The sequence below is a fragment of the Pelagibacterium halotolerans genome, assembly GCF_044811015.1.
Classification (GTDB): Bacteria; Pseudomonadota; Alphaproteobacteria; order Rhizobiales; family Devosiaceae; genus Pelagibacterium; species Pelagibacterium halotolerans_A.
The window spans coordinates 2,501,107-2,526,347 of sequence record NZ_CP085243.1 but is presented as its reverse complement, the minus strand read 5'-3'; the positions used below and the strand labels follow the sequence as shown (position 1 = coordinate 2,526,347).

18 protein-coding genes are annotated in these 25,241 nt (G+C 61.9%); 13 read left to right on the top strand and 5 right to left on the bottom strand.

The window, feature by feature from the left end; genetic code table 11:
* The first annotated feature begins 40 nt into the window (after positions 1–40).
* The 6 genes from sucD to lpdA all read left to right on the top strand — a co-directional run bounded on the left by sucD (position 41) and on the right by lpdA (position 8,128).
* Positions 41–946, top strand: a complete 906-nt coding sequence (gene sucD, locus LG281_RS12390) for a succinate--CoA ligase subunit alpha (protein ID WP_404401120.1) — start codon at positions 41–43, stop codon at positions 944–946.
* Positions 947–1,280: 334 nt separating this feature from the next.
* The gene (locus LG281_RS12385) at positions 1,281–4,268 is read left to right on the top strand and encodes a 2-oxoglutarate dehydrogenase E1 component (protein WP_404401118.1); all 2,988 of its coding nucleotides are present in this window, start codon (positions 1,281–1,283) and stop codon (positions 4,266–4,268) included.
* Between the two features lie 63 nt (positions 4,269–4,331).
* The gene (gene odhB, locus LG281_RS12380) at positions 4,332–5,561 is read left to right on the top strand and encodes a 2-oxoglutarate dehydrogenase complex dihydrolipoyllysine-residue succinyltransferase (protein ID WP_404401116.1); all 1,230 of its coding nucleotides are present in this window, start codon (positions 4,332–4,334) and stop codon (positions 5,559–5,561) included.
* Positions 5,562–5,615: 54 nt separating this feature from the next.
* The gene (locus LG281_RS12375) at positions 5,616–6,005 is read left to right on the top strand and encodes an MAPEG family protein (protein WP_404401114.1); all 390 of its coding nucleotides are present in this window, start codon (positions 5,616–5,618) and stop codon (positions 6,003–6,005) included.
* Positions 6,002–6,640, top strand: coding sequence for a LysE family transporter (locus tag LG281_RS12370; protein WP_404401112.1), 639 nt, complete (start codon positions 6,002–6,004; stop codon positions 6,638–6,640). The genes LG281_RS12375 and LG281_RS12370 overlap by 4 nt, the downstream gene beginning before the upstream one ends.
* An 81-nt stretch (positions 6,641–6,721) precedes the next feature.
* Positions 6,722–8,128, top strand: coding sequence for a dihydrolipoyl dehydrogenase (gene lpdA / locus LG281_RS12365; protein WP_404401110.1), 1,407 nt, complete (start codon positions 6,722–6,724; stop codon positions 8,126–8,128).
* 229 nt (positions 8,129–8,357) lie between these two features.
* Here lpdA and LG281_RS12360 read toward each other — a convergent pair whose 3' ends face one another.
* Positions 8,358–9,311: an IS5 family transposase gene (locus tag LG281_RS12360; RefSeq protein WP_404400976.1), complete on the bottom strand. Its 954-nt coding sequence runs from the start codon at positions 9,309–9,311 to the stop codon at positions 8,358–8,360.
* A gap of 619 nt (positions 9,312–9,930) precedes the next feature.
* Here LG281_RS12360 and LG281_RS12355 point away from each other — a divergent pair.
* From LG281_RS12355 to LG281_RS12325, 7 genes are all read left to right on the top strand, one after another.
* Entirely contained in the window at positions 9,931–10,230 is a 300-nt protein-coding gene (locus LG281_RS12355; RefSeq protein WP_404401108.1) for a YggT family protein, read from the top strand.
* A 1-nt stretch (position 10,231) separates the two neighbouring features.
* Positions 10,232–10,549 carry a DUF167 family protein gene (locus LG281_RS12350; RefSeq protein WP_404401106.1) on the top strand — a complete coding sequence of 106 codons (318 nt, stop codon included), beginning with the start codon at positions 10,232–10,234 and terminating at the stop codon, positions 10,547–10,549.
* A 219-nt stretch (positions 10,550–10,768) separates the two neighbouring features.
* Positions 10,769–12,904 carry a sodium-translocating pyrophosphatase gene (locus tag LG281_RS12345; RefSeq protein ID WP_404401104.1) on the top strand — a complete coding sequence of 712 codons (2,136 nt, stop codon included), beginning with the start codon at positions 10,769–10,771 and terminating at the stop codon, positions 12,902–12,904.
* 376 nt (positions 12,905–13,280) lie between these two features.
* Complete coding sequence (locus LG281_RS12340; protein ID WP_404401102.1) at positions 13,281–18,023, top strand: NAD-glutamate dehydrogenase; 4,743 nt, start codon at positions 13,281–13,283, stop codon at positions 18,021–18,023.
* A 53-nt stretch (positions 18,024–18,076) separates the two neighbouring features.
* Positions 18,077–18,373: a GIY-YIG nuclease family protein gene (locus tag LG281_RS12335; protein ID WP_404401100.1), complete on the top strand. Its 297-nt coding sequence runs from the start codon at positions 18,077–18,079 to the stop codon at positions 18,371–18,373.
* 535 nt (positions 18,374–18,908) lie between these two features.
* Entirely contained in the window at positions 18,909–19,442 is a 534-nt protein-coding gene (ppa, locus tag LG281_RS12330; protein WP_404401098.1) for an inorganic diphosphatase, read from the top strand.
* Between the two features lie 153 nt (positions 19,443–19,595).
* The gene (locus LG281_RS12325; RefSeq protein WP_404401096.1) at positions 19,596–20,021 is read left to right on the top strand and encodes a nuclear transport factor 2 family protein; all 426 of its coding nucleotides are present in this window, start codon (positions 19,596–19,598) and stop codon (positions 20,019–20,021) included.
* Between the two features lie 187 nt (positions 20,022–20,208).
* Here the strand turns inward: LG281_RS12325 and yjfF are convergent, their stop codons facing one another.
* From yjfF to ytfQ, 4 genes are all read right to left on the bottom strand, one after another.
* The gene (gene yjfF / locus LG281_RS12320; protein WP_404401094.1) at positions 20,209–21,201 is read right to left on the bottom strand and encodes a galactofuranose ABC transporter, permease protein YjfF; all 993 of its coding nucleotides are present in this window, start codon (positions 21,199–21,201) and stop codon (positions 20,209–20,211) included.
* Entirely contained in the window at positions 21,198–22,244 is a 1,047-nt protein-coding gene (locus tag LG281_RS12315) for an ABC transporter permease (RefSeq protein WP_404401092.1), read from the bottom strand. The genes yjfF and LG281_RS12315 overlap by 4 nt, the downstream gene beginning before the upstream one ends.
* On the bottom strand, positions 22,241–23,752 hold the full coding sequence (locus tag LG281_RS12310; RefSeq protein WP_404401090.1) for a sugar ABC transporter ATP-binding protein: 1,512 nt from the start codon (positions 23,750–23,752) through the stop codon (positions 22,241–22,243). Before LG281_RS12310 ends, LG281_RS12315 begins: the two co-directional genes overlap by 4 nt.
* Before the next feature lie 118 nt (positions 23,753–23,870).
* Complete coding sequence (ytfQ, locus tag LG281_RS12305) at positions 23,871–24,797, bottom strand: galactofuranose ABC transporter, galactofuranose-binding protein YtfQ (RefSeq protein WP_404406730.1); 927 nt, start codon at positions 24,795–24,797, stop codon at positions 23,871–23,873.
* Between the last annotated feature and the right edge of the window lie 444 nt (positions 24,798–25,241).

Genomic DNA, 25,241 nt, shown 5'->3' with positions numbered 1-25,241 from the left:
CGTCTCGCCACACAAAGGAATTCCGGAGCAACCGCATCCAATGTCCATTCTCGTCAACAAAGACACACGGGTCCTCGTCCAGGGCCTGACCGGCAAGACCGGCACTTTCCACACCGAGCAGGCGCTCGCCTATTACGGCACCAAGATGGTCGGCGGTATTCACCCCAAAAAGGGCGGTGAAACCTGGTCCTCGGGCGTCGACGGCACCGAATTACCCGTCTTCGCCTCGGTCGCCGAGGGCAAGGAAAAGACCGGCGCCAACGCCTCGGTGGTCTACGTGCCGCCCGCTGGCGCCGCAGCCGCGATTCTTGAAGCCATCGAAGCGGAGATCGAGCTGATCGTCTGCATCACCGAGGGCGTGCCCGTCGCCGACATGGTCAAGGTCAAGGCCGCGCTCGAAAAGTCGAAATCGCGCCTGATCGGCCCCAACTGCCCCGGCGTCCTGACGCCCGAGGAATGCAAGATCGGCATCATGCCGGGCAATATCTTCTCCAAGGGCTCGGTGGGCATCGTCTCGCGTTCGGGCACACTGACCTATGAAGCCGTGTTCCAGACCACCAACGAAAAGCTCGGCCAGACGACCGCCGTCGGCATCGGTGGCGATCCGGTCAAGGGCACCGAGTTCATCGACGTGCTCGAAATGTTCCTTGCCGACGACGCCACCGAATCCATCATCATGATCGGCGAGATCGGCGGCTCGGCGGAAGAAGACGCCGCCCAGTTCCTGATCGACGAGGCGAAAAAGGGCCGCAAGAAGCCGATGGCCGGCTTCATCGCGGGCCTGACCGCCCCCAAGGGCCGCACCATGGGCCACGCCGGCGCCGTCATCTCCGGCGGCAAGGGCGGCGCAGAGGACAAGATCGCGGCAATGGAAGCCGCTGGCATCAAGGTGTCGAAATCCCCCGCGCGGATCGGGGCGACCCTTGTGGAAGTATTGAAGGGCTGACCCTTCACTTTTGCCCCGACCGGCGCCACCTTTGGGTTTAGGAGCGCTTCCAGAAAAAGTGGATACCACTTTTTCGGTTCGGAAGCGGGACAAACAAAAAAACCTGGAGCCGTTTCGACGTCAGTCGAAAAGAAGGCTCCAGGGTTAACCAAACCCAAAGGGCGGCGGGGCAAACTAGGCGATTAACGCGTTTCGGGCGGTAGCTGTGCCGCACTCTCGCCCGAAACGGGGACGAACAAAACCGGCAACGGTTCGCACCACAATCGGCATCTGGCAGCGCGGATGCCGGTTTGACAGCAAAAAACGGGGACCGCACCCCCGCCCGAGAGCAAAAATGGCACGACAGGACCAGAACGAAGCGTTCCTCCTCACCTCATTCCTCTATGGCGGCAACGCCGACTATATCGAGGACCTCTACGCCCGCTTTAAGACCGATCCCAAGGGCGTGGACCCAAGCTGGGCCGACTTCTTCACCAACCTCTCGGACAGCCCCGACGATGTGAAAAAGAACGCTTCGGGCCCGAGCTGGCGCCGCACCGACTGGCCGCGGGTCACCAACGGCGAACTCGTTTCCGCGCTCGACGGCGACTGGGGCGAGATCGCGGTCAAGGCGCAAAAGGCCGCGACCGAAAAGGCCAAGGCCGCCGGCGCACCCGTTTCCACCGAATCCGTGATGCAGGCGACCCGGGATTCGATCCACGCCATCATGATGATCCGCGCCTATCGCATGCGCGGCCATTTGCACGCCAAGCTCGACCCGCTCGGGCTCGAAGTGCAGGAAGACGCCCCCGAACTCGATCCGGCCAATTACGGCTTCACCGAAGCCGATTACGACCGCGAAATCTTCATCGACTTCTATCTCGGGCTCGAATACGCGACGATCCCGCAAATGCTCGACATCCTCCGCCGTACCTATTGCGGCACCATGGGCGTCGAGTTCATGCACATCTCCGACCCCGAGGCCAAATCCTGGCTCCAGGAACGCATCGAGGGCCCGGATAAGGAAATCACCTTCACCGCCAACGGCAAGAAGGCAATCCTCTCCAAGCTCGCCGAGGCCGAGGGCTTCGAAAAATTCCTCGACGTCAAATATACCGGCACCAAGCGGTTCGGCCTCGACGGCGCCGAAGCCGTGATTCCGGCGCTCGAACAGATCATCAAGCGCGGCGGCGCGCTGGGGGTCAAGGACATCGTCCTTGGCATGGCCCACCGCGGCCGGCTCAATGTCCTTACCCAGGTGATGGGCAAGCCCCATCGCGCGCTCTTTCACGAATTCAAGGGCGGTGCCTTCTACCCCGACGACGTCGAGGGTTCGGGCGATGTGAAATACCACCTGGGCGCCTCCTCGGACCGCGAGTTCGACGGCAACAAGGTGCACCTCTCGCTCACCGCGAACCCCTCGCACCTTGAAATCGTCGACCCTGTGGTGCTGGGCAAGGCTCGCGCCAAGCAGGACCAGAACTCTGCTGTCGACGGCCGCTTCGTCTTCAACACCCGCGACACCGACCGCACCACCGTACTGCCGCTGCTTCTGCACGGCGACGCGGCCTTCGCCGGTCAGGGCGTCGTCGCCGAATGCTTCGGACTGTCGGGATTGAAGGGCCACCGTACGGGCGGTTCGATCCATTTCGTCATCAACAACCAGATCGGGTTTACGACGAGCCCGCACTTCTCGCGCTCGTCGCCCTACCCCACCGACGTCGCCAAGATGATCGAGGCCCCGGTCTTCCATGTGAACGGCGACGACCCCGAAGCGGTTGTCTTTGCCGCCAAGATCGCTGTCGAGTACCGCCAGAAGTTCGGCAAACCCGTCGTCATCGACATGTTCTGCTACCGTCGCTTCGGCCACAACGAAGGCGACGAGCCGAGCTTCACCCAGCCGCTGATGTACAAGGCCATCCGCGCGCACAAGACGACCTATGAGATCTATTCGGAAAAGCTCGTTTCCCAAGGCGTCCTCAGCGCCGAAGAGTCCGACAAGATCAAGGCCGACTGGCGCGCCCACCTCGAAGCCGAATACGAGGCCGGACAGGACTACCGCCCTAACAAGGCCGACTGGCTCGACGGTGCGTGGAAGAACATCAAGCTCGCCGAGGTCGACGGTCCGCGCCGCGGCATCACCGGTGTCGAGCACGACACACTCAAGGCGCTGGGCGAAAAGCTCTGCGCTGTGCCCGAGGGCTTCAACGTCCACCGCACCATCCAGCGTTTCCTCGACAACCGCAGGAAGATCATCGCTTCGGGCGAGGGCGTCGACTGGGCGACCGCCGAAGCGCTCGCCTTTGCCTCGCTGGTCGCCGAAGGTCACCCGGTCCGGCTTTCCGGACAGGACGTCGAACGCGGCACCTTCTCTCAGCGCCACTCTGTGCTCTACGACCAGGAGAATGAGGAGACCTACACCCCGCTCAACAATGTAAGCGAGAACCAGGCCCGCTACGAGGTCATCAATTCGATGCTCTCGGAAGAAGCGGTCTTGGGTTTCGAATACGGCTATTCGCTCGCGGAACCGAACGCATTGACGATCTGGGAAGCCCAGTTCGGCGATTTCGTCAACGGCGCGCAGGTCGTCATCGACCAGTTCATCGCCGCGGGCGAGCGCAAATGGCTCCGGATGAGCGGCCTCGTCATGCTGCTGCCGCACGGCTATGAAGGTCAGGGCCCCGAGCACTCCTCGGCCCGCCCCGAGCGCTTCCTGCAACTGTGCGCGGAAGACAACATGCAAGTCCTCAACTGCACGACGCCGGCGAATTATTTCCACGCCCTGCGCCGACAGTTGAAGCGCGACTTCCGCAAACCGCTCATTATCATGACGCCCAAGTCGCTCCTGCGTCACAAGCGGGCGGTCTCCGGCCTTGCCGAAATGGGCGCCGACAGCTTCTTCCATCGTCTCCTCTGGGACGATGCCGAGGCCCCGGGCACGCCCAAGACCGAGATCAACCTCAAGAGCGACAGCGAAATCCGCCGCGTCGTCATCTGCACCGGCAAGGTCTATTACGACCTTCTCGAAGACCGCGAGAAGCGCGGCATCAACGACGTCTATCTGATGCGTCTCGAGCAGCTCTATCCGTTCCCGGCCAAGGCCCTGATCGACGAGCTGACCCGCTTCCCCAATGCCGAGATCGTCTGGTGCCAGGAAGAACCCAAAAACATGGGCGCCTGGGCGTTTGTCCAGCCCTATATCGAATGGGTGCTCGAACAGATGGGCAAGCCCGGCGGGCGTCCGCGCTATGTCGGCCGCCCGGCCTCGGCGTCCACGGCCACGGGGCTGATGCGCACCCATATCGCCCAGCTCCAGGCCTTCCTCGACGAAGCCTTCGACTAAAACAAAGATCGACCGAAATCCGCTTGAAAAGCGCCTCACATCAATAGGGAAACCTTAAGAACGATGTCCACCGAAGTCCGCGTCCCGACACTTGGCGAAAGCGTCACCGAAGCCACCATCGGCCAATGGTTCAAGAAGGTTGGCGACACGGTCGCCGCCGATGAACCCATCGTCGAGCTTGAAACCGACAAGGTGACCATCGAGGTTCCCGCCCCGGTGGCCGGTACGCTCGAAGCCGTCAACGTCAACGAAGGCGACACCGTCGAAGTCGGCGCCCTGATCGCCGCCATCGCCGCAGGCGAGGGCGCCCCCGCCAAAAAGGCGGAGGAAAAGCCCGCCGCTGCCGAAAAGAAGCCCGAACCGGCTCCCGCCGCCGCAGCGCAACCCGCCGCCAAGAGCGACATGCCCGCGGCCCCCTCCGCCGCCAAGATGATGGAGGAAAAGGGCGTCTCCGCGGATGCGGTCGAGGGTTCGGGCAAACGCGGTCAGGTGCTCAAGGAAGACGTCCTCAAGGCGCTCGAAAAGACAGGCGGAGAGGCCAAGGCCGCACCCGCCCCGGCCGCCGCCCGTGCCCCGTCTCCAGCCGAGGACGCCCCGCGCGAGGAACGGGTCAAGATGACCCGCCTACGCCAGACCATCGCCAAGCGGCTGAAGGATGCTCAAAGCACCGCCGCCATGCTTACCACCTTTAACGAGGTGGACATGAAGCCGGTGATGGACCTGCGGAGCCAGTACAAGGATCTCTTTGAGAAAAAGCACGGCGTGAAGCTCGGCTTCATGGGCTTTTTCACCAAGGCCGTGACCCATGCCTTAAAGGAAATCCCGGCGGTCAACGCCGAGATCGACGGCACCGACATCATCTATAAGAACTTCGCGCATATCGGCGTGGCGGTCGGCACCGAGAAGGGCCTCGTCGTCCCCGTCGTGCGCGATGCCGACCAGATGACCATCGCCGAGATCGAAAAGGAAATCGGCCGGCTGGGCAAAGCCGCCCGCGACGGCCAGCTCTCGATGGCCGACATGCAGGGCGGCACCTTCACCATCTCCAATGGCGGCGTCTATGGCTCGTTGATGAGTACCCCGATCCTCAACGCGCCCCAGTCGGGTATCCTCGGCATGCACAAGATCCAGGAGCGCCCGATGGTCGTCGACGGCCAGATCGTCATCCGCCCGATGATGTATCTGGCCTTGAGCTACGACCACCGCATCGTCGACGGCAAGGAAGCGGTCACCTTCCTCGTCCGCGTCAAGGAAAGCCTCGAGGACCCGCAACGGCTGGTGCTCGATCTTTAAAGACACGGGGAGGATCGTCGCAGCGATCCTCCCCTTTTTTGCGTCCGCCCCGTCATGCCCCTCGAACTCACACTCCTCGTCTGGTCCGTCGTCCTGCTGTTCGTCCAGATCACCATTCAGGCGGTCTGGCTCACACTCGACCTCGGACACGCGTACAATGTCAGCCCGCGCGACGCACAAAAGCCGCTCGGCCCCTACGCCGCGCGCGCCAAACGCATGCTCGATAATTTCCTCGAGACCTACCCCGCCTTCGTCGGTCTCGCGCTTGCAGCCGGATTGCTGGGCACGTCGAACTGGCTCACCCAATGGGGCGCGGGCGTTTATTTCGGTTTTCGCATTCTTTATATCCCGCTCTATCTTGCCGGCGTCGCCTATATCCGCACGCTCACCTGGATCGTTGCCAGCGGCGGGCTCGCCATGATGGTTTTGGGGCTTTTGCTATGACTGCCGAATACGGATTCGAGTTTTTCGCACTTCTTGTCGCCTTCGGCATCAACGCCGTCATCCCGGGCGCCGATTTCGCCATGGTGCTGCGCCAGTCGATCGCGCATGGCCGGCGCACAGCGCTCTTCACGAGCGCGGGCATCGCCACCGCAATCCTCGTGCACGGAACCTACACCATTCTGGGGCTGGGGCTTTTGATCTCGCAATCGCTCATGGCCTTCACCATCGTCAAGATCGTGGGCGCCGCCTATCTGATCTGGCTCGCGGTATCCGCGCTCCGTGACGACCCGCCCCGCGAACCCGAGATCGCCGATGCCCTTACGCGACCGGATATGCACTGGGGCGCGGCGTTTACCCTGGGGTTTCTCACCAACCTCCTCAATCCCAAGGCCGTCCTGTTCTTCGTTGCGCTGTTCACCACATTGGTGAGCGCCGCGACACCGGCGACGATCAAGGCCGGTTACGTCGTCACCATGAGCATCGAGCTCTTCGTCTGGTTCGCGCTCGTCTCCATCTTTTTCGCCCTGCCCCGGGTCCGGGCCGGGTTCTTCCGCCTGGGGCGCTGGTTCAACCGCGTCACCGGATTGACCTTCATTGCACTTGCCGTCCGCGTTGCCATAGCGCGGCCCAACTAGAGCGTTTTTAGGAAAAGTGGGAACCGCTTTTCCGGTTCGAAAGCGCGACCAAACAAAAACCCAGCTTAAGGAAATTTCGCCATGGCCGAGAGTTTTGACGTCACCATCATCGGAACCGGCCCGGGGGGCTATGTCTGCGCCGTCCGCGCGGCGCAGCTCGGGATGAAGGTCGCCGTCGTCGAGAAATGGGCAACCTTCGGCGGCACTTGCCTCAATATCGGCTGCATCCCCTCCAAGGCGCTGCTGCACGCTTCCGAAATGTTCGAGGAAGCCACGCACCTCTTCCCCCAGCTCGGGATCGACATCGCCGAACCCAAACTGAACCTTTCGGCCATGATGGCGCACAAGGACGACACCGTTGCGTCCAACACCGGCGGTATCGAATATCTCTTCAAAAAGAACAAGATCACCGCCTTCCGCGGCACCGGCGCGATTCCTGCTGCCGGCAAGGTTATCGTCACCGCCGAGGATGGGGCAACCCAGGAGATCGAGACCAAAAACATCGTTATCGCCACCGGCTCGGTTTCCACCGATCTTCCCGGCATCGCGATCGACGAGGACAAGATCGTCAGCTCGACCGGCGCGCTTAAACTGAAAAAGGTCCCCGAAAACCTCCTCGTGATCGGCGCCGGCGTCATCGGGCTCGAGCTCGGCTCGGTCTGGGCGCGTCTGGGCGCCAAGGTGACCGTCGTCGAGTTCCTCGACCGCATCCTGCCCGGCATGGACGGCGAGGTTTCCAAGCAGTTCCAGCGTATGCTCGCCAAGCAGGGCATCGAATTCAAGCTCTCGACGAAAGTGACCGGCATCGAAAAGTCCGGCGATGGCCTTACCGCCACGCTCGAACCCGCCCAGGGCGGCGAGGCGGAAACGCTTCAAACCGACATCGCGCTCGTCTCCATCGGCCGCAAACCCTTCACCGAGGGGCTGGGCCTCGATCAAGCCGGCGTGGCGCTCGACGAGCGCGGACGGGTTGTGACCGACGGGCACTACAAGACCAATGTCGAGGGCATCTACGCCATCGGCGACGTCATCGCCGGTCCCATGCTCGCGCATAAAGCCGAGGATGAGGGCATCGCGGTCGCCGAAATCCTCGCGGGCCAGGCCGGGCACGTCAATTACGGCGTCATCCCCTCAGTGGTCTATACGAGCCCCGAAGTCGCCTCGGTCGGCAAAACCGAGGAGGAATTGAAGGCCGACGGCATCGCCTACAAGGCCTCGAAATTCCCCTTCACCGCCAATGGGCGCGCCAAGGCCATGCTGGCGACCCAGGGCTTCGTCAAGATCCTTGCCGACAAGGCGACGGATCGCGTCCTGGGCTGCCACATCGTGGGCAAGAACGCCGGCGAGATGATCCACGAGGCGGCCGTGCTGATGGAATTCGGCGGCTCGGCCGAAGATCTCGCCCGCACCTGCCATGCGCATCCGACCATGAGCGAAGCCGTCCGCGAAGCCGCGCTCGGAGCCAATGACGGGCCGATTCATATTTAGGGTTTGGGGTTTCACCCCCCACCCCACAAGGGCAAAGAGATTCACACATCTCCGTTTGAGACCGCAGGGCTTGAACCGTGCCCGGTTTCCCTTCTCCCCTTGAGGGCCTGTTGCGCAGTTTACGGGAAGGTTGATGCGGCAGGCGCAACGGCGACGGAGGCGGTTTTCGGTTTGCCTGATTGGGCGGTTTCGGCTGTTTTGTTGCGGTTTTGCCGGATGGCGGACGCAGCTATGGCGTGATCGCCGCCCAACGTCGCATGTTGAAGGCGATGGCGGCGAGGAGCACCTGGGCGGTTGCCTTGGCGAGACCGCGATAGCGAATGCGGGTCAAGCGCATGCGGTTCTTCCATGTGGCAAAAGTTGTTTCCACCGCCGCCCGGCGTCTTGCGACGAGGCGGTTGAAGCGCTTCAGCCTTGGTGACAGTTTGGGATGGTGCTTGTTGGGCCGTCTCGCCAGCCGTGCCTTGACGCCACGTGCCTTGAGCGCTGCTTCGCGGGCATGGGTGTGGTAGGCCGCATCCGCCCATACCGCCTTCTCGTCGCCGCGGATCAGCCGGTCGGCCGGCGTGGTGTCGTTGACATTGGCCGGTGTGGTGATCACTGCGCGCACCAGGCCGGAGCCCTCGTCGACGCCCACATGGGCCTTGTAGCCGTAGACCGAGCCGCCCTTGCCCTGGCGCTTGGCGAAGCGGGCATCCGCGTCGACGGCCGGGCGCCCGTCGCCTGGCCGCGCCGAGGCGGACGCGATCAGCGTCGCATCCAGCATCGTGCCGCGCTTCAGGATCAGCCCGGCCTTCTCCAACTGCCGGTCGAGTTCTCCGAAAAGCCGCTCCACATGCCCGCCGGCGGACAGTTCGTTGCGGAAACGGCACAGCACCGTGTGGTCGGGAACGCCTTCCTCCAGCGATAGGCCACAGAAGCGCCGGAACGACAGCCGGTCGCAAAGCGCCTCCTCCAGTTCCCGGTCGGAAAGCCCATAGAGCGATTGCAGGATTAGCGCCTTGAACAACACCAGCGGCGGCCAGGCCGCCCGGCCCGGTCCGCTGTCGCGCAAGGGCGCCAAAAACTTCTCGAACCGGTACCACTTCACCAGCCCCGAAAGCCGATCCAGCGCCGTCGACCCGGCCGTCGCGCCGACGACCCCGTCCGCAAACCCAAGCTGACCTGTCCGCTTCACCGCCATGACGATCTCCCAAATCAGATACAAGCAGTGAATCACAATTCGCAAATTGTGCAACAGGCCCCTTGAGGGAGAAGGTGGCCGCGAAGCGGTCGGATGAGGGGTGCCTGCGGCCTTGCAAATAGCACAGAGTCCACGCTTGCCGCAGCCGCGCACCCCTCATCCGACCTTTCGCTAACGCGAAAGCCCACCTTCTCCCTCAAGGGGAGAAGGGAAACCGTGTACGGTTCAAGGAGTGGCGCGACAAACGGAGATGTGTGAACGCCGTAGCCTAGCGGGGAGGATGGGAGGCGGTATCGGCCCTACAGAATCCCTCGCCTCGCATTTTGCAAATCCCGGACATTGCATCCTGCAACGCGGTAACGCCCGGTTAACCACGCCGCTCCCTACATTTTGATGCAAATCAAGACGATCCCACACAATCTGGATTAACCCTTAATTGGCACGCTCCATGCATTATAGGGTCTGTCCGGATCTTTGTGTGTTGCGTACCGGATGACCTATTGGGCCCAGCCTCGCGTAATCTGAGGCGGGCCTTTTTTCTTGGCCCCTTGCGGGTCTTGCCCATGGGCGGGGGAACGACTAGATATCGTCGGAATGCCGACAAGAAGGATTTACGATCATGCTCTTTGGCCTGCTGCAATTTGTCGATCTGGTCTTGAACCTGATCATCTTCATCATCATCGGGCAGGTCATCGTAAGCTGGCTTTTGGCGTTCAACATCCTGAACATGTCCAACCAGTTCGTGGCCATGGTCGCCAACGCGCTTTATCAGATCACCGATCCGCTCCTGCGCCCCATCCGCCAGTTCGTGCCCAATTTCGGCGGCCTCGATATCTCCCCCATCATCCTGTTCCTGGTGATCTACTTCATCCGGCTCGTAATCCTCTACCCGTTGATGACGCAGATCCGCTTCGGCTGACGTGCCGGACTGGTACAAACCGACCAAAAACGGCGTGCTCGTTTTCGTGCGGGTGACGCCCAATGCGTCCCTGGATGCCGTCGAAGGTATCGAGGAACGCGCCGACGGCACCTCGGTTCTCAAACTCAGGACCCGCGCCGTACCCGACAAGGGCCGCGCCAACAAGGCCGCCATCGCCCTCCTCGCCAAAGCGCTCGGCGTCGCCAAATCCACGCTTGAGATCGAAGCTGGCGCAACCGCGCGGCTCAAGACGATCGGCGTCGCAGGTGATCCCATCGCGCTCGCGGTAGCGCTCGACGCAATTGGGACAAAGCGCTGAGAAACACCGCCTCAAGTTCAGCTTAAATATTACGTCAACAACATTGTCTTATCGACGCCGAATACGGAAAGTCGATAAATTCCATTTGCTTGCCTCTCGATGATCTGCCTATCCTCTCAACATCCTTGGGGGGAGATTACACGCGTAAGGGGAGCGGGGACGCTTTTGTGCGCATGTAACCAGGGCAGTATAGCTGACCAATGTTGAGGGGAATACACTATGTCTCTAGCCCTTTGGCTCATCGTTGCAAGCGGTGTGCTTTCAATCATCTACGGTATCGTCACGACACGCACGGTTCTCGCTGCAGATGCTGGCTCAGCCCGCATGCAGGAGATTTCCGCCGCCGTCCGTGAAGGCGCGAGCGCCTACCTCAAACGCCAATATACGACCATCGCCATCGTCGGTGTCGTCATCTTCATCGTCGCCTTTTTTCTGCTCGGCGCCTATGCCGCCATCGGCTTTCTGATCGGTGCGGTCCTCTCGGGCGCGGCGGGCTTCATCGGCATGAACGTTTCGGTCCGTGCCAATGTCCGCGTCGCCCAGGCGGCAACGAAATCGCTCGGCGGCGGGCTGGATCTCGCGTTCAAATCCGGCGCGGTGACTGGCCTGCTCGTTGCCGGTCTGGGGCTTTTGGGCGTCACGCTCTACTACTTCTACCTCACCGCCGTAGCCGGCTATGACACCACCGACCGCATCGTCATCGACGCGCTTGTCGCGCTCGGCTTCGGCGCTTCGCTGATTTCCATCTTCGCCCGCCTGGGCGGCGGCATCTTCACCAAGGGCGCCGATGTGGGCGGCGACATGGTGGGCAAGGTCGAAGCGGGCATCCCTGAGGACGACCCGCGCAACCCTGCGACCATAGCGGACAATGTGGGCGATAATGTCGGTGACTGCGCAGGTATGGCGGCGGATCTCTTCGAGACCTATGTCGTAACCATAGTTGCCACCATGGTGCTTGCCGCGATCATCCTGCCCGCAGAGCTAAAACTCGTCGGCATGGTGCTCCCGCTCGCTATTGGCGGCGCATGTGTGATCACCTCGATCATCGGCACGTATTTCGTTAAACTCGGCGCCAGCAGCAACATCATGGGTGCGCTCTACAAAGGCGTCATCGGCACCGGCGTGCTCTCGCTCGCCGCCCTCTTGCCGGTGGTCTGGCTGATGTTCGGCGACATCATGATGCCGATCACCGTCGGCACCACGACCTTCACCCCGCTCTCACTCTATTTCTGCGGCGTCGCGGGGCTGGTGATCACAGGTCTTATCATCTGGATTACCGAATACTACACCGGCACGGGCCGCCGTCCGGTCAATTCGATCGCCGAGGCTTCGATCACCGGGCACGGCACCAACGTCATCCAGGGCCTCGCGGTCTCGCTCGAATCCACCGCCCTGCCCGCGCTCGTCATCATCGCCGGGATCATCGCGACCTATTCGCTCGCCGGGCTCTTCGGCATCGGCGTCGCGGTCGTCACCATGCTGGCGCTCGCCGGGATGATCGTCGCGCTCGATGCCTTCGGGCCGGTGACCGACAACGCTGGTGGCATTGCCGAAATGGCTGGCCTGCCCGACGAGGTACGCAAAAATACCGACGCGCTCGATGCCGTCGGCAATACCACCAAGGCCGTGACCAAAGGCTACGCCATCGGCTCGGCGGGCCTTGGCGCACTGGTGCTCTTTGCCGCCTACACGCAGGATCTTTCCTTCTTCATCGGCGAGGCCACCGAGGGCGACTTCTATTTCGGTGTCGGCCAGGTCAGCTTCTCGCTCGCCGACCCCTATGTCGTCGTCGGGCTGCTCTTTGGCGGGCTTCTGCCTTTCCTCTTCGGCGGCATGAGTATGACCGCAGTCGGACGCGCGGCGCAGTCGGTCGTCGTCGAGGTGCGCCGCCAATTCAAGGAGAAGCCGGGCATCATGGAGGGCACGGAAAAGCCCGACTACGGCCGCGCGGTCGACATGCTGACCAAGGCCGCGATCCGGGAAATGATCGTGCCCTCGCTGCTGCCGGTGCTCTCGCCGATCGTCGTCTTCCTCGTGATCCTTCTGATCGCAGGCAAGGCCGCAGCCTTTGCGGCGTTGGGTGCCATGCTCCTGGGCGTCATCGTTACCGGCCTCTTCGTCGCCATTTCGATGACCGCGGGCGGCGGCGCCTGGGATAATGCCAAAAAGAGCTTCGAAGACGGGTTCACCGATTCCACTGGCCAGGTGCACCATAAGGGCTCGGAAGCCCACAAAGCCTCGGTGACCGGCGATACCGTCGGCGATCCTTACAAGGACACGGCAGGTCCCGCAGTCAACCCGATGATCAAGATCACCAACATCATCGCGCTCTTGTTGCTCGCGGTGCTGCACTGATCATCAAACGAAGGCACTTTGGAAAGCCGGCCCGGTCGGGGCCGGCTTTTTCGTACCGTAAAAGTGTCAGTATTGCTGACTGGTATAAAGTCGTATGTCATTGAATCTTAAGCATGATATTGGACATTGCACGGGGCCGGGTTCAGGGCCTGTTAACACGAATGGATAGGGGTTTGATTTATGCAAAACCCTCCGGGCGGGGCATAGTCCGGCCCCTTGTCGCGAAAAATCCGCCTTGCAGGCATCAGCCTACGGCGGCGCATTTTCCACGAAAGGTGCTCGGACTATGACCCGTCAAACCCCTATCCATTCGTGTTAACAGGCCCTACGCTGGCCGCAACGCTGAGTACCGATCGCAGCCGAGGGCGAAAATTCAATGACGCGTACTATCGAAACCCTGATGAGCGCCTGGGAGGACCGGCTTGCGACGCTGGCTTCGAAAACCCCCCGGGACGCCACCTTCATCTCAAGAGCGCTCAAATCGGCGGATGAAAACGATCTCCTGATCTACGACGTCGATACCCTCGAAGTCCTGTTGAGCCGCACGGCAAGCCATATCGGCGAGCGCAAGCCCGGCACCGCCGACATCCGCATCTGGACCCCGGACGCCCCCGGCGCGCATGGCGTGATCGTTGTCGATATCTATTCCGCCGACACGCCGTTTATCGTCGATTCGGCGCTCGCCGCCATCCGCGCCGCCGGCGGTGTCATCCGTTTCATGACGCACCCCGTCGTGCCGGTCGATACCAGCCAAAGCCCTTGGAACATCCTGGACAAGCCCACCCCGGAATCGCGCAACGAATCGGTGCTTCAGGTTCATATCGACCCGCCCGCAAATGCCGACACGCTCGATGCCATCCGCGCCGAGCTCGAGGAGACAATGACCCATGTGCGCCGCGCCGTGATCGACTGGCGCGACATGCTCGAAAGGCTACGCACTGTGGTCGTCGAATACCGCGAGCATCCGCCCCACATGCGCGAACCGGAACTTGCCGAGGCGATGCATTTCCTCGCCTGGCTCGCGGATCACAATTTCACCTTCCTCGGCATGCGCGAATATCGCCTCACCGGCGAAAACGGCCAGCTCGCGCCGGTCGAAGGCAGTGGATTGGGCATCCTGCGCGACCCCGATTATGTTTATCTGCGCCAGGGTGCCAACTACGTCCATACCACCGACCAGCACGCCGCGTTTCTTGCCAGCGACGAACCGCTTATGGTCACCAAGGCCAACAAGCGGGCCCTCGTCCACCGCCGCGTGCATATGGACTATGTCGGTATCAAGATCTTCGATGCGGCAGGCGAGACGGTTGGCGAACTGCGCGTTCTGGGGCTTTTCACTTCCATGTCGATCGCGACCCCGCACACTGAGGTCCCCCTTATCCGCCGCAAGGTGACCGAAGTGATGCAGCGTTCGGGGCTGGACCCGCGCGGGCACGCGGGCAAGGCACTGATGAACGCGCTCGACAATTACCCGCGCGCGGAGATGTTCCAGATCTCGGTCGACGAGCTTTTCGAATTCGCCTCGGTGATTGCCACCCTCCCCGACCGCCCGCGCGTCCGCGTCCTCCCGCGCATCGACAGGTTCGACAATTTCGTCTCGATCCTCGTCTACCTCCCGCGCGACCGCTTCGATTCAAGCGTGCGCAGCAAGATCGGAGCCTATCTTGCCGAGCGCTATGACGGCCGCGTCTCGGCCTTTACCCCGGATTTCCCCGAAGGCGACCTGGCGCGCGTGCACTTCATCATCGGGCGCAATGGCGGACCCACCCCGCGCCCCGAGCGTGACGACCTCGAAGCCGAGGTCAACGAAATCACCCGGTCCTTTGCCGACCGCATGCTGGGCGAAGCCGAAGATCCCGCAATGGTCGCAAGCTACGCGAACGCGTTTTCCGCCGACTACCAGCACACCTACTCCCATGTCGATGCGCTTGCTGACATCGGCATTCTCAGAAGCCTCGGACCCCAAAAGACCCTCGCCGTCCACCTCGCGGCCGGCAGCATCGAACCCGGGACGCTGACGCTCAAATTCTACCATCGCGAGCACCCCATTCCCCTTTCGGACCGCGTACCGCTCCTGGAGAATTTCGGCTTCCGCGTCATCGACGAGCGCACCTATCTGATCACCCCCGACGGGGCGAAAGCGCGCTATCTCCACGATATGACGGTCGTGCCAGCCGATGGACGAACGCTCGACGTGCCCAAGCTCGCCCCCCGGCTCGAGGCGGCCATCGTCGCGGCCTCATTGGGCGAAATCGAGAATGACGGCTTCAATCGGCTGACCGCCCTCACCGAAATGGGCCACGCGGATATCACCATCCTGCGCGCGCTCGCGCATTATCTCAAACAAGTCGGTATCGCCTATTCCCAGCGCTATATCTGGACCGCACTCGCCAATCAGCCGCTGCTCGCAAGCGCGCTCGTGACGCTTTTCCATACGCTGCACACGCCCCATGACGACCCCGCCCGTGAAGAAAAGATCGAGGCGTTGCAACAGGATATCGCGACGCACCTTGAGGCGGTGACCTCAATCGACGAGGACCGGATCATCCGCCGGCTCTTGAATCTTGTCGCGGTCTCCTTGCGTACCAACCTCTATCAGGACGACCGCCCGGCTCTCGCCATCAAGTTCGACGCGAGCGCCGTCGAAGGCATGCCGCGCCCGCGGCCTTTCCGCGAGATTTTCGTTTATTCTCCGCGGGTTGAGGGCGTCCACATGCGCGGCGGCCCCATCGCGCGTGGCGGCATTCGCTGGTCGGACCGGCCTGAGGACTTCCGCACCGAGATCCTGGGGCTGGTCAAGGCGCAGATGGTCAAGAACGCGGTGATCGTGCCCGTGGGCGCCAAGGGCGGCTTCGTGCCGCGCAGGATGCCCGTAAACCCGGACCGCGAAACGTTTTTTGCCGAAGGCACCGCCTGCTACAAGATTTTCATCGGCGCGCTTCTGGATGTCACCGACAATCTCGACGATGACACCATCGTGCCCCCTACGATGGTACATCGCCGCGATAACGATGACCCCTACCTCGTCGTCGCCGCCGACAAGGGCACGGCGAGCTTTTCGGATACCGCCAACGCGATTTCCGTCTCCCGCGACTACTGGCTCGGCGACGCCTTCGCCTCGGGCGGCTCTGCGGGGTACGATCATAAAAAGATGGGCATCACCGCCCGCGGCGGCTGGGAAGCGGTCAAGCGGCACTTCCGCGAGATGGACCACGACATCCAGACCGAAGAGTTCACGGTCGCCGGCGTCGGCGACATGTCCGGCGACGTCTTTGGCAACGGCATGCTCTTGAGTGAGAAGATCAAACTCATCGCCGCCTTCGACCACCGCGACATCTTCATCGACCCCGATCCGGACCCGGCGGTGAGTTTCGCCGAGCGCAAACGCCTTTTCGGGATGGGCCGCTCGAGCTGGCAGGATTACGACACGTCCAAGCTCTCGGAAGGCGGTGGCATTTATCCCCGCACGCTCAAAGCGATCGAACTGTCCCCCCAGGCCCAGGACCTTCTGGGGCTGGGCGCCAAAGCCACGCCCTCCGAGGTGATGAACGCGATCCTGAAAGCGTCGGTTGATCTCCTCTGGTTCGGCGGCATCGGTACCTATATCCGCGCCTCGAGCGAAACCGACGCACAGGCGGGCGACCGCGCCAATGATGCGATCCGCATCACCGGCAAGCAGGTCAGGGCCAAGGTGATCGGCGAAGGCGCCAATCTGGGCATCACACAATTGGGGCGCATCGAATACGCGCTCAATGGTGGCCGTATCAACACAGACGCCATCGACAATTCGGCCGGTGTGAATTCCTCCGACCTTGAGGTCAACATCAAGATCGCGCTCTCGGGCCTCGTGCGCTCCGGGCAGCTCGCAATGGAGGACCGCAACGCCTTCCTCGTCGAAATGACCGAAGAGGTCGCCGGGCTCTGCCTGCGCAACAACTACCTCCAAACCCTTGCACTCTCGTTGACCGAGCGCGCCGGGCGCCGGCAATTGCCCGACCTGATCGACCTGATGGACGGGCTCGAAGCTGAAGGCGCGCTCGACCGCGCGGTCGAATACCTGCCGGACGCCAACGCGCTCGCGGAACGTCAGGCGGCGGGTCAGACACTCACGCGCCCCGAGCTTTCCGTGCTCCTGGCCTACGCAAAAAATACACTCTTTGCGGACCTCCTCGCCTCCTCGATCCCCGACGACCCGTATCTTGCCAAGGAACTCTTCCGCTATTTCCCGCAAACACTCAAAGAGCGCTATCCCAGAGAGATCGAAACCCACCGCCTGCGCCGCGAGGTGATCGCGACGGTCCTCTCCAACGCCATGATCAACCGCGGCGGCCCGGCCTTCGTCTCGCGGCTCGTCACCATGACCTCGACGGATGCGGGCGCAGTGGCCTTCGCCTATGCCGCGGCGCGCGATGCATACGATCTTCAGAACCTCAACGCAGCGGTCGAGGCGCTCGACAACCAGATTTCGGGCGCTGCACAGCTGGCGCTATATGCGGAAATCCAGCGCCTACAGGTCTCCCAGGCGCTCTGGTTCCTGCGCAACGAGAAATTCGACACCGGGCTTTCGGACATGGTCGCGCGCTATGGCAAGGGCGTCGCCGAAATCCGCGCCGCGCTCCCCGAGCTCGTCTCGCCCTTCCTCGCGAACGCCATTGCCGAGCAGGAGCGGGCTTTCGAGGCCGCCGGCACCCCGCCCGATCTCGCCCGCAGGATCGCCGCGCTCTCGGTCCTGACGCTCGCCTCCGACGTCGTCTACGTCGCAAACCGGTGCAACCGCCCCGTCGCGGACACCGCGAAGGTCTTCTTCGCGGTGATCGAAATGTTCCGTTTGGGCCGCATCACCGAACAGGGCGCGGCAATCGAGGCCACCGAACGCTTCGACCGCATGGCCCTCGACCGCGCCATGGCCAATTTGACGCGCGCCCTGCGCGACGTCACCTCGGACGTGCTGACGACCGACGGCAAGACGGTCGAAGCCCAACTCGCAGCCTGGGAAGCGCCCCGCAAGGCCGCCATCGCCCGGACGGCGGAGACCGTGGGCGATCTGATCGAGGGCGAGCTGACGATCTCGCGACTCTCGGTAGCCGCCGGGTTGCTCTCGGACCTGGCCAAGGGGTGAGGCCGGGACAGCGAGGAGGATTTACAGGCGATGGCGCGACAAGAGGAAAAGAAATGCTCGGGGACCGGCAGTTCTTTGTCTACATCCTGACCAACAAGCAGTACGGAACGCTTTATACGGGCATGACCGGTGATCTTGCCCGTAGAATTTTCGAGCATAGATCGAAGGCGGTTAAAAGCTTTTCGCGTGAACATGACCTGATGCGGCTTGTCTGGTACGAGGTGCACGGCACCGTCGACGCCGCCTACACTAGGGAAAGGCGTATCAAACGCTGGAACCGCACCTGGAAAATTCAGTTGATCGAGCATGACAACCCACATTGGCGCGACTTGACGGAAACGCTGATATAATTGCTTCGCCCATATCCGGTGCCAAGGGTTCAACCGACTGCTGTCCGATCTCTCTCTGCCTACATACGGATGTGTTCCGGCGCACCCACCTCCCCCTCGCCGCCCCCGACTTGATCGGGGGCCCATCGGCGTTTGCTCGCCCGAATTGGATGTGCTGTGCAATGCGTTGCCGGGAACCGGGTGCGTGCCGGATAGTGAGGCCGCGAGGGGCGCGTTGCCGGCCCAATGCACCCGATGCCCTCACCATTCGGCACGGCAAGGGTCGGTGGCGTTGCCGTGTGTCGTACGACGATTCCGGCTCGGCAAAGCGCTGATGGGCCCCCGATCAAGTCGGGGGCGGCGAGGAGGAGGTGGAAGCGTCGGAGCACACGTCCATCCGGGCAGATGGAACATCACTTCATGGGATCGCTCTAAGCGTGGAGATGTTGGCTTCAAGCGGCCTCCCACGTCAATATGACTTGCATTGTCGCGCGCTGCTAGGCACAAAGCGCCCGATCCAATCCCTCCTCCCGAACTCACATGGATTGAAGACCACATGAATATCGACGCCATCGCGGTCGGCAAGAACCCGCCCGAGGACCTCAACGTCATCATCGAAGTGCCGCTGGGCGGCGAGCCGATCAAATATGAGATCGACAAGGATTCGGGCGCGCTGTTCGTCGACCGCTTCCTCTATACGCCCATGCGCTACCCGGGCAATTACGGCTTCGTGCCCCATACTCTGTGCGGCGATGGCGACCCGCTCGACGTCATCGTGCTGAACTCCCGCCCGCTCGTCCCCGGCGCCATCGTGCGCTCGCGGCCCGTCGGCGTGCTCTTTATGGAAGACGATGGCGGGCAGGATGAAAAGATCCTCGCCGTGCCGGTCTCAAAGCTCACCCGCATGTATGACGCGATCCAGGACGTCAGCGATCTGCCGGAAATCCAGGTCGAGCGCGTCAAGCACTTCTTCACCCATTACAAGGACCTCGAGCCGGGCAAATGGGCCAAGATCGACCGGATCGGCGGCATCGAGGACGCGCGTACGGTGATCCTGGACTCCATTGAGCGGGCAAAAGCCGAAAAATAATCGGGTGCGCACCCTCTTGAGGCGCGCGAACTTGATTTGACACTCTCGGGGGCCAGTCCTAGCCTTCTTCTACCGGTCTGCGCGCCAATTCGGCCCGCGGACCACAACCTGTTGGTGCGGTTGGAAGACCGTCGCCAATGGAAGGAGGAGGAAATGCACAAGGATGAAGGACTTCGTCACGTCGTAGAAGACTGGTTCGCCGCCGTCGCCCATGGCGACGCGCGTTATCTCGATACGCATATGAGCTCCGACCCCGACCTCTGTCTCGTCGGCTCGGATCCCGAGGAGATGTTGCATGGCAAGGCCGCGCACGACTTCATGAAGCGCGAAGCCATGGCCATGAAGGACATGTGCTCAATCAGCATCAAGGATTGCGAAGCCTATAGCGACGGCGATTACGGATGGGCGTTCGCCATGCCTGAGATCGAGCTTCTGCCCGACCACAAGACGGTCACCCCGCGCTGGAGCGGCGTATTCCACCGCGAGAACGGAGACTGGAAACTGGTCCAGCTTCATTCATCGTTCGGCATCGCCAATGACCAGATGCTGGGTGAAGAGGTGTCGCGCAAGCTGCACTAGGGCGTGTCATCAGTTATGGATAGGGGCACGCCCTAGACCTGCCGGTTTTGATGAAATCAGAATCGGGCGCTAAATCTTTGTTTTGTCACGGGCCTACGATTGCCGATGCGCGAAAACCGGCAAGCGGCGCGGTTGGGTATGCCTTACGCCCGCGGGGACATAACAAACGATCGGATCGCACTCTGTTTCATTGAGCGGGCGCCGGGGGTGCTATCTTTTTGCGCCAATCACGGCGTGAGGCCGCGATGATGAATCGTTGCATGACGATGAAGCCGAACAGCAGGCCGCCGATGACGATCTTGGTCCACCAGCTCGACAACGTACCGTCGAAGACGATGTAGGTCTGGATCATCCCCTGAATCGAAACCCCGACGAGCGAGCCGAACACAAAGCCGAAACCACCCGAAAGCAGCGTTCCACCGATAACGACGGCGGCTATGGTTTCCAGTTCGACGCCAACGGCGGCAAGGGGGTAACCCGACGAGGTATAGAGCGAATATACGATACCCGCGAGCCCGGCCAGAAAGCTCGACACCGCGTAAATGCCTATGGTCGTGCGGGCCACGGGCACACCGAGCAGGGCCGCCGATTGGGCGTTGCCGCCCAGGGCATAGACATACGAACCGAACCGTGTGCGGTGAGCAACGATGATGCCGATAACGAAGACAACCAGCATCAGGCCGCCATTGAAGGTCAGGCGCCCGCCACCGGGCATGACGTAATAGAACTGGCGGATCCAGTCGTAAAAGGCATGATCGATGGGGATGGAATCCTGGGTGAGCAGAAAGGTGACCCCGCGCGCGAGAAACATGCCGGCCAGGGTGACGATGAAGGCAGGCACTTCGAGATAGTGAATCATGGCCCCCATCGTGCCGCCAAAGCAGGTACAGATAACCAGGGTAATGGCAAAGGCAGGCAGGGGATGCAGTCCGAACTGGCTGACCAGCACGGCGACGAGAACGCCGGAAAAGGCGATCACCGAGCCGACCGAAAGATCGATGCCGCCCGAAAGAATAACGAACGTCATACCAACAGCGGTAATCCCCAGGAAAGCGTTGTCGGTCAGAAGGTTGCCCAGAACGCGGGTGGAGAACAGCGCCGGGAACTGCATGACGGCGAGCGCATAGGCGACGACGAATATCGTGACGGTTGCGATGAGGGGCCAGTAACGCGGGTTCATTTCGACGTGCCTCCGGCGCGGTTTGTGGAAGCTGCGGAAGAAACATGCGGCGGGCGGCGCCGGGCCGATACCGCGAATTGCCATATGCGGTTGGCCAGCGGCGACTGGACCACGAGGATGACGATGATCAGCGCCGCTTTCACCAGGAGATTGAATTCGGGCGGGAAGCCCGAAACGAGGATACCGGTATTCATGGCCTGGATGATGAGGGCGCCGACGACCGACATGGGAATGGAAAACCGTCCCCCCATCAGCGAAGTTCCGCCTATCACCACAGCGAGAATGGCGTCGAGTTCGAGCCAGAGCCCCACATTATTGGCATCCGCGCCCCGGATGTCGGCGGCGGCGATGATGCCCGAGGTTGCGGCGCAGAAGCCGGCAAAGGCGTAGACACCGATCAAGAGGGCTCGGGCCCGCAGGCCTGCATAAGAGGAGGCAGAGCGATTGACGCCAATGGATTCGATGAACAGCCCCAGCGCCGTGAGACGGAAGACGAGCGTGGCAACCGCGGCCAGCGCGAGCATGATGAGAATCGGCGTCGGCAAGCCCAGGATTGACCCCGACCCGATGAAGATCAGCCCCGGGTCGTTGAAGGTGACGATAAACCCTTCGGTAATGGTTTGGGCGATGCCACGCCCTGCCACCATGAGAATGAGGGTGGCAATGATGGGCTGCAGGTCGAGCACCGCGACGAGCACGCCGTTCCATAGCCCGCACAGCAGCCCCACGCCCAGGGCGGCAAGAAGAACAACCGCCAACGCATTGCCATCGCCTTGCACCATTGTGGCCGCAACGGCACCTGCGATAGCCATGACCGCGCCCACGGACAGGTCGATACCGCGCGTGGCGATCACTGCGGTCATGCCAATGGCAAGAATGGCGACCGGCGCCCCGCGGTTGAGCACGTCGATGAGCGACCCGTAGACGCGGCCGTCACGGATGAAGAGGTTGAAAAAGCCTGGAAACAGAATCCAGTTGAGCAACAGGATCAGGGCAAGCGCAATGAATTGCGGCTTGACGATCGAAAGCAGGGGGCGGGTCATGCGTTTTTGGCCTCCGGCTCGTGGGCGATCATTTCCATAATGGCGCCGGTCGTAATCTCTTCGCCACGCAGTTCCCCGGCGATGGCCCTGTCGCGCAGAACCAGCACGCGCGAGGAGTAGGCGACGATCTCGTCGAGTTCAGACGAAATGACGAAGAGGCTCATGCCGTCATCGCAAAGCCGGTTGATCATGCGAATGATTTCGGCGTGGGCGCCGACATCGATTCCGCGCGTGGGCTCATCGAGGATCAGAAGTTTGGGATTGGTGGCGAGCCACCGCGCCAGAACGACCTTTTGCTGATTGCCGCCGGAGAGGAATTTGACCGGTTGCTCGATGCCCGTGGTCCGAATATCGAGTGCCTTGACGAAATGCTCGGCCAGTTCGATCTGTTCGCTGCGGCCGATGGGACGTGTCCAGCCTCTGTGTGCCTGGAGGGCCAGCACGATGTTTTCGCGTATTGTGAGATCGCCGACGATACCGTCGACCTTGCGATCTTCGGGCGCAAAGGCAAAACCCAGTGCCACCGCATCGCGCGGCTCGCGCAGTGTGGCGTTTTGCCCGGCCACGGCGAGCTCGCCGCTATCGGGCCGGTCGATGCCGAACAATAAGCGTGCCATTTCGGTTCTGCCTGACCCCAAGAGACCGGCCACGCCGACGATTTCGCCCTTATGCAGGTCGAGATCGAAAGGGGCAGCCTTCCCGGCGAGGGCATAATTCCTGAACGCAGCGTAGAGTTCGCCGGGCTGTCTGCCGACGCCGATGCGCATGGCCTCGTCATGTTCAAGAGCTTCCCCGAGCATCATCGTGACGAGATCCATGCGGGGAAGATCGGCTATGGGACGCGAGCCGACCCGGCGGCCGTTGCGCAAAACCGTCACGCGGTCGGCGATCTCATAGACCTGGTCGAGGAAATGGGTGATGAAGACAATGGCCATCCCGTCCGACTTGAGCTGGCGGAGGATGGAGAAAAGAATGTCGACCTCATGCTGATCGAGGCTGGCCGTCGGCTCGTCCAGGATCAAGACCTTGCCGGAGATGTCGACTGCGCGGGCGATAGCGACGATCTGCTGCACGGCAACGGAAAACGTGTCGAGTTGCGCGCCGACGTCGATCTTGAGCTGATAGCTGGCGAGAAGTTCGCGCGCGGCGCGCTCCATCCTCCGGTTGTCGAGGAAACCTAATTTCATAGGCTGGCGGCCGATATAGAGGTTCTCCGCGACACTCATGTTGGGCAGGAGATTGACCTCCTGATAAACCGTGCCGATGCCCATCTCCTGAGCGTGCTTGGTATCGCGCGGATGAACGGGGGTTCCATCGACCGTGATCGTCCCGGCGTCGTGAGTGTAGGCGCCGGTGAGGATTTTGATGAGCGTCGATTTTCCAGCGCCGTTCTCGCCCAGCAAAGCGTGAATTTCGCCGGGAAACAGCTCGATGCCGACATCGTCGAGCACCTTGTTGTCGAGAAACGACTTTTCGATATGGTCGGCTTTAAGGACCGGCTCGGGCATGGAACGTCTCTCATCGCCGCTGGAGCAAATGGGCTTGAGGCCCCTGGTGGGGGAGCGACCGTCCTGCAGCCGCGCCCCCGGGTTACGACGCCACCGGGTACCCGGTGGCCATTCGGCGCTAGTAGCCGAGATCGCGGCGGCGTTCCGCCTCGCCTTCGGGATCGTCTTCGGCGGTGTATAGCTTGGATTCGGTGATGATGAACTTTTCGGGTTCGACACCATCGTTGAGATACGCATCCAACGCTTCGAATGCAGGGCCGGCCATGTTCGGGGTCAGCTCAACCGTAGCGTTGGCGTCGCCCGCGGCGATAGCGGTGAAGATATCCGGCACGGCATCGATCGAGACAACGAGAATGTCTTCGCCCGGGTTCAGTCCGGCTTCGCTGATGGCCTGGATGGCGCCAACGGCCATGTCGTCATTGTGGGCATAAAGAGCGCAGATGTCCTGGCCGCCATTTTCGGCGCGCAAGAAGCCTTCCATCACCTGCTTGCCCTGGGCGCGCGTAAAGTCGCCAGTCTGGCTGCGCACGATCTCGATGTTGTCGGCGCCAGCGATGGCCTCTTCGAAGCCCTGCTTGCGGTTGATGGCCGGGGACGAGCCCACGGTGCCCTGCAGTTCGACGACGCGGCAATCCTCACCGTCCACTTCCCCGACCAGCCATTCGCCGGCAACCCGGCCTTCCAGCACCTGATCCGAGGCAACGGAGGTGAGATAGAGATCTTCGGGGGCTTCAATACCACGGTCGAGCAGCACCACGGGGATTTCGGCATCCTTGGCTTCAGAGAGAACTTCTTCCCAGCCGGTCGCGACGACGGGCGCCAGGAGAATGGCGTCAACACCCTGGGCGATAAAGCTGCGTATGGCGCGGATCTGGTTTTCCTGACGCTGCTGGGCGTCGGAAAACTGCAGGTTGACGCCCCATTCTTCAGCCTGTTGACGCGTGACCGACGTTTCGGCGGCGCGCCAGCCGGACTCCGATCCGATCTGCGAGAAGCCGATGGTCATACCTTCAAGGCCGCTTTGCGCCATGGCAGTCGAGCCCATGATGACAAGCGTACTCACGCTCAGACCGAGCTGTTTGACAAGTCTCATGCATATTCCTCCTCTGTGCGCCGGCCGAGCCTCCCTCTCCGGTCGCGGTGCTAAAATTTGCATATAGTATTACTTTTGTAAACCCTGGTTTTTTCATTGAGTCACCGCCCAGCACAGGGCCATCAGATCTGCCGCGCCGGGGTGAGGACACGTAAGCCCGCGTCCAGATGCGAGACCGTGCGATGGCGATTGCGGCAAGATCGTTTCTCGCCTTGTGCTGTTCGTGGCACTATTCAGAGTATGGATCACCAGACGCGATCGATGAGATGCCCGTTTGTGAATGGGCATCCCGGCGCCTCTGTCATGCACTCCACACCCTCGGTTTACTTGACCTATGGCCGGGCACAGGCGTAGAACGTGCCCGGCTTCACTTTACCGGCTTTACGGGAAACGCGA

Bases quoted from the DNA above. Each gene is read 5' to 3' on its own strand.
- sucD (WP_404401120.1), top strand. From the start codon at position 41: ATGTCCATTCTCGTCAACAAAGACACACGGGTCCTCGTCCAGGGCCTG.
- LG281_RS12385 (WP_404401118.1), top strand. From the start codon at position 1,281: ATGGCACGACAGGACCAGAACGAAGCGTTCCTCCTCACCTCATTCCTC.
- odhB (WP_404401116.1), top strand. From the start codon at position 4,332: ATGTCCACCGAAGTCCGCGTCCCGACACTTGGCGAAAGCGTCACCGAA.
- LG281_RS12375 (WP_404401114.1), top strand. From the start codon at position 5,616: ATGCCCCTCGAACTCACACTCCTCGTCTGGTCCGTCGTCCTGCTGTTC.
- LG281_RS12370 (WP_404401112.1), top strand. From the start codon at position 6,002: ATGACTGCCGAATACGGATTCGAGTTTTTCGCACTTCTTGTCGCCTTC.
- lpdA (WP_404401110.1), top strand. From the start codon at position 6,722: ATGGCCGAGAGTTTTGACGTCACCATCATCGGAACCGGCCCGGGGGGC.
- LG281_RS12360 (WP_404400976.1), bottom strand. From the start codon at position 9,311: ATGGCGGTGAAGCGGACAGGTCAGCTTGGGTTTGCGGACGGGGTCGTC.
- LG281_RS12355 (WP_404401108.1), top strand. From the start codon at position 9,931: ATGCTCTTTGGCCTGCTGCAATTTGTCGATCTGGTCTTGAACCTGATC.
- LG281_RS12345 (WP_404401104.1), top strand. From the start codon at position 10,769: ATGTCTCTAGCCCTTTGGCTCATCGTTGCAAGCGGTGTGCTTTCAATC.
- LG281_RS12340 (WP_404401102.1), top strand. From the start codon at position 13,281: ATGACGCGTACTATCGAAACCCTGATGAGCGCCTGGGAGGACCGGCTT.
- LG281_RS12335 (WP_404401100.1), top strand. From the start codon at position 18,077: ATGCTCGGGGACCGGCAGTTCTTTGTCTACATCCTGACCAACAAGCAG.
- ppa (WP_404401098.1), top strand. From the start codon at position 18,909: ATGAATATCGACGCCATCGCGGTCGGCAAGAACCCGCCCGAGGACCTC.
- LG281_RS12325 (WP_404401096.1), top strand. From the start codon at position 19,596: ATGCACAAGGATGAAGGACTTCGTCACGTCGTAGAAGACTGGTTCGCC.
- yjfF (WP_404401094.1), bottom strand. From the start codon at position 21,201: ATGAACCCGCGTTACTGGCCCCTCATCGCAACCGTCACGATATTCGTC.
- LG281_RS12315 (WP_404401092.1), bottom strand. From the start codon at position 22,244: ATGACCCGCCCCCTGCTTTCGATCGTCAAGCCGCAATTCATTGCGCTT.
- LG281_RS12310 (WP_404401090.1), bottom strand. From the start codon at position 23,752: ATGCCCGAGCCGGTCCTTAAAGCCGACCATATCGAAAAGTCGTTTCTC.
- ytfQ (WP_404406730.1), bottom strand. From the start codon at position 24,797: ATGGGCTCGACTGCCATGGCGCAAAGCGGCCTTGAAGGTATGACCATC.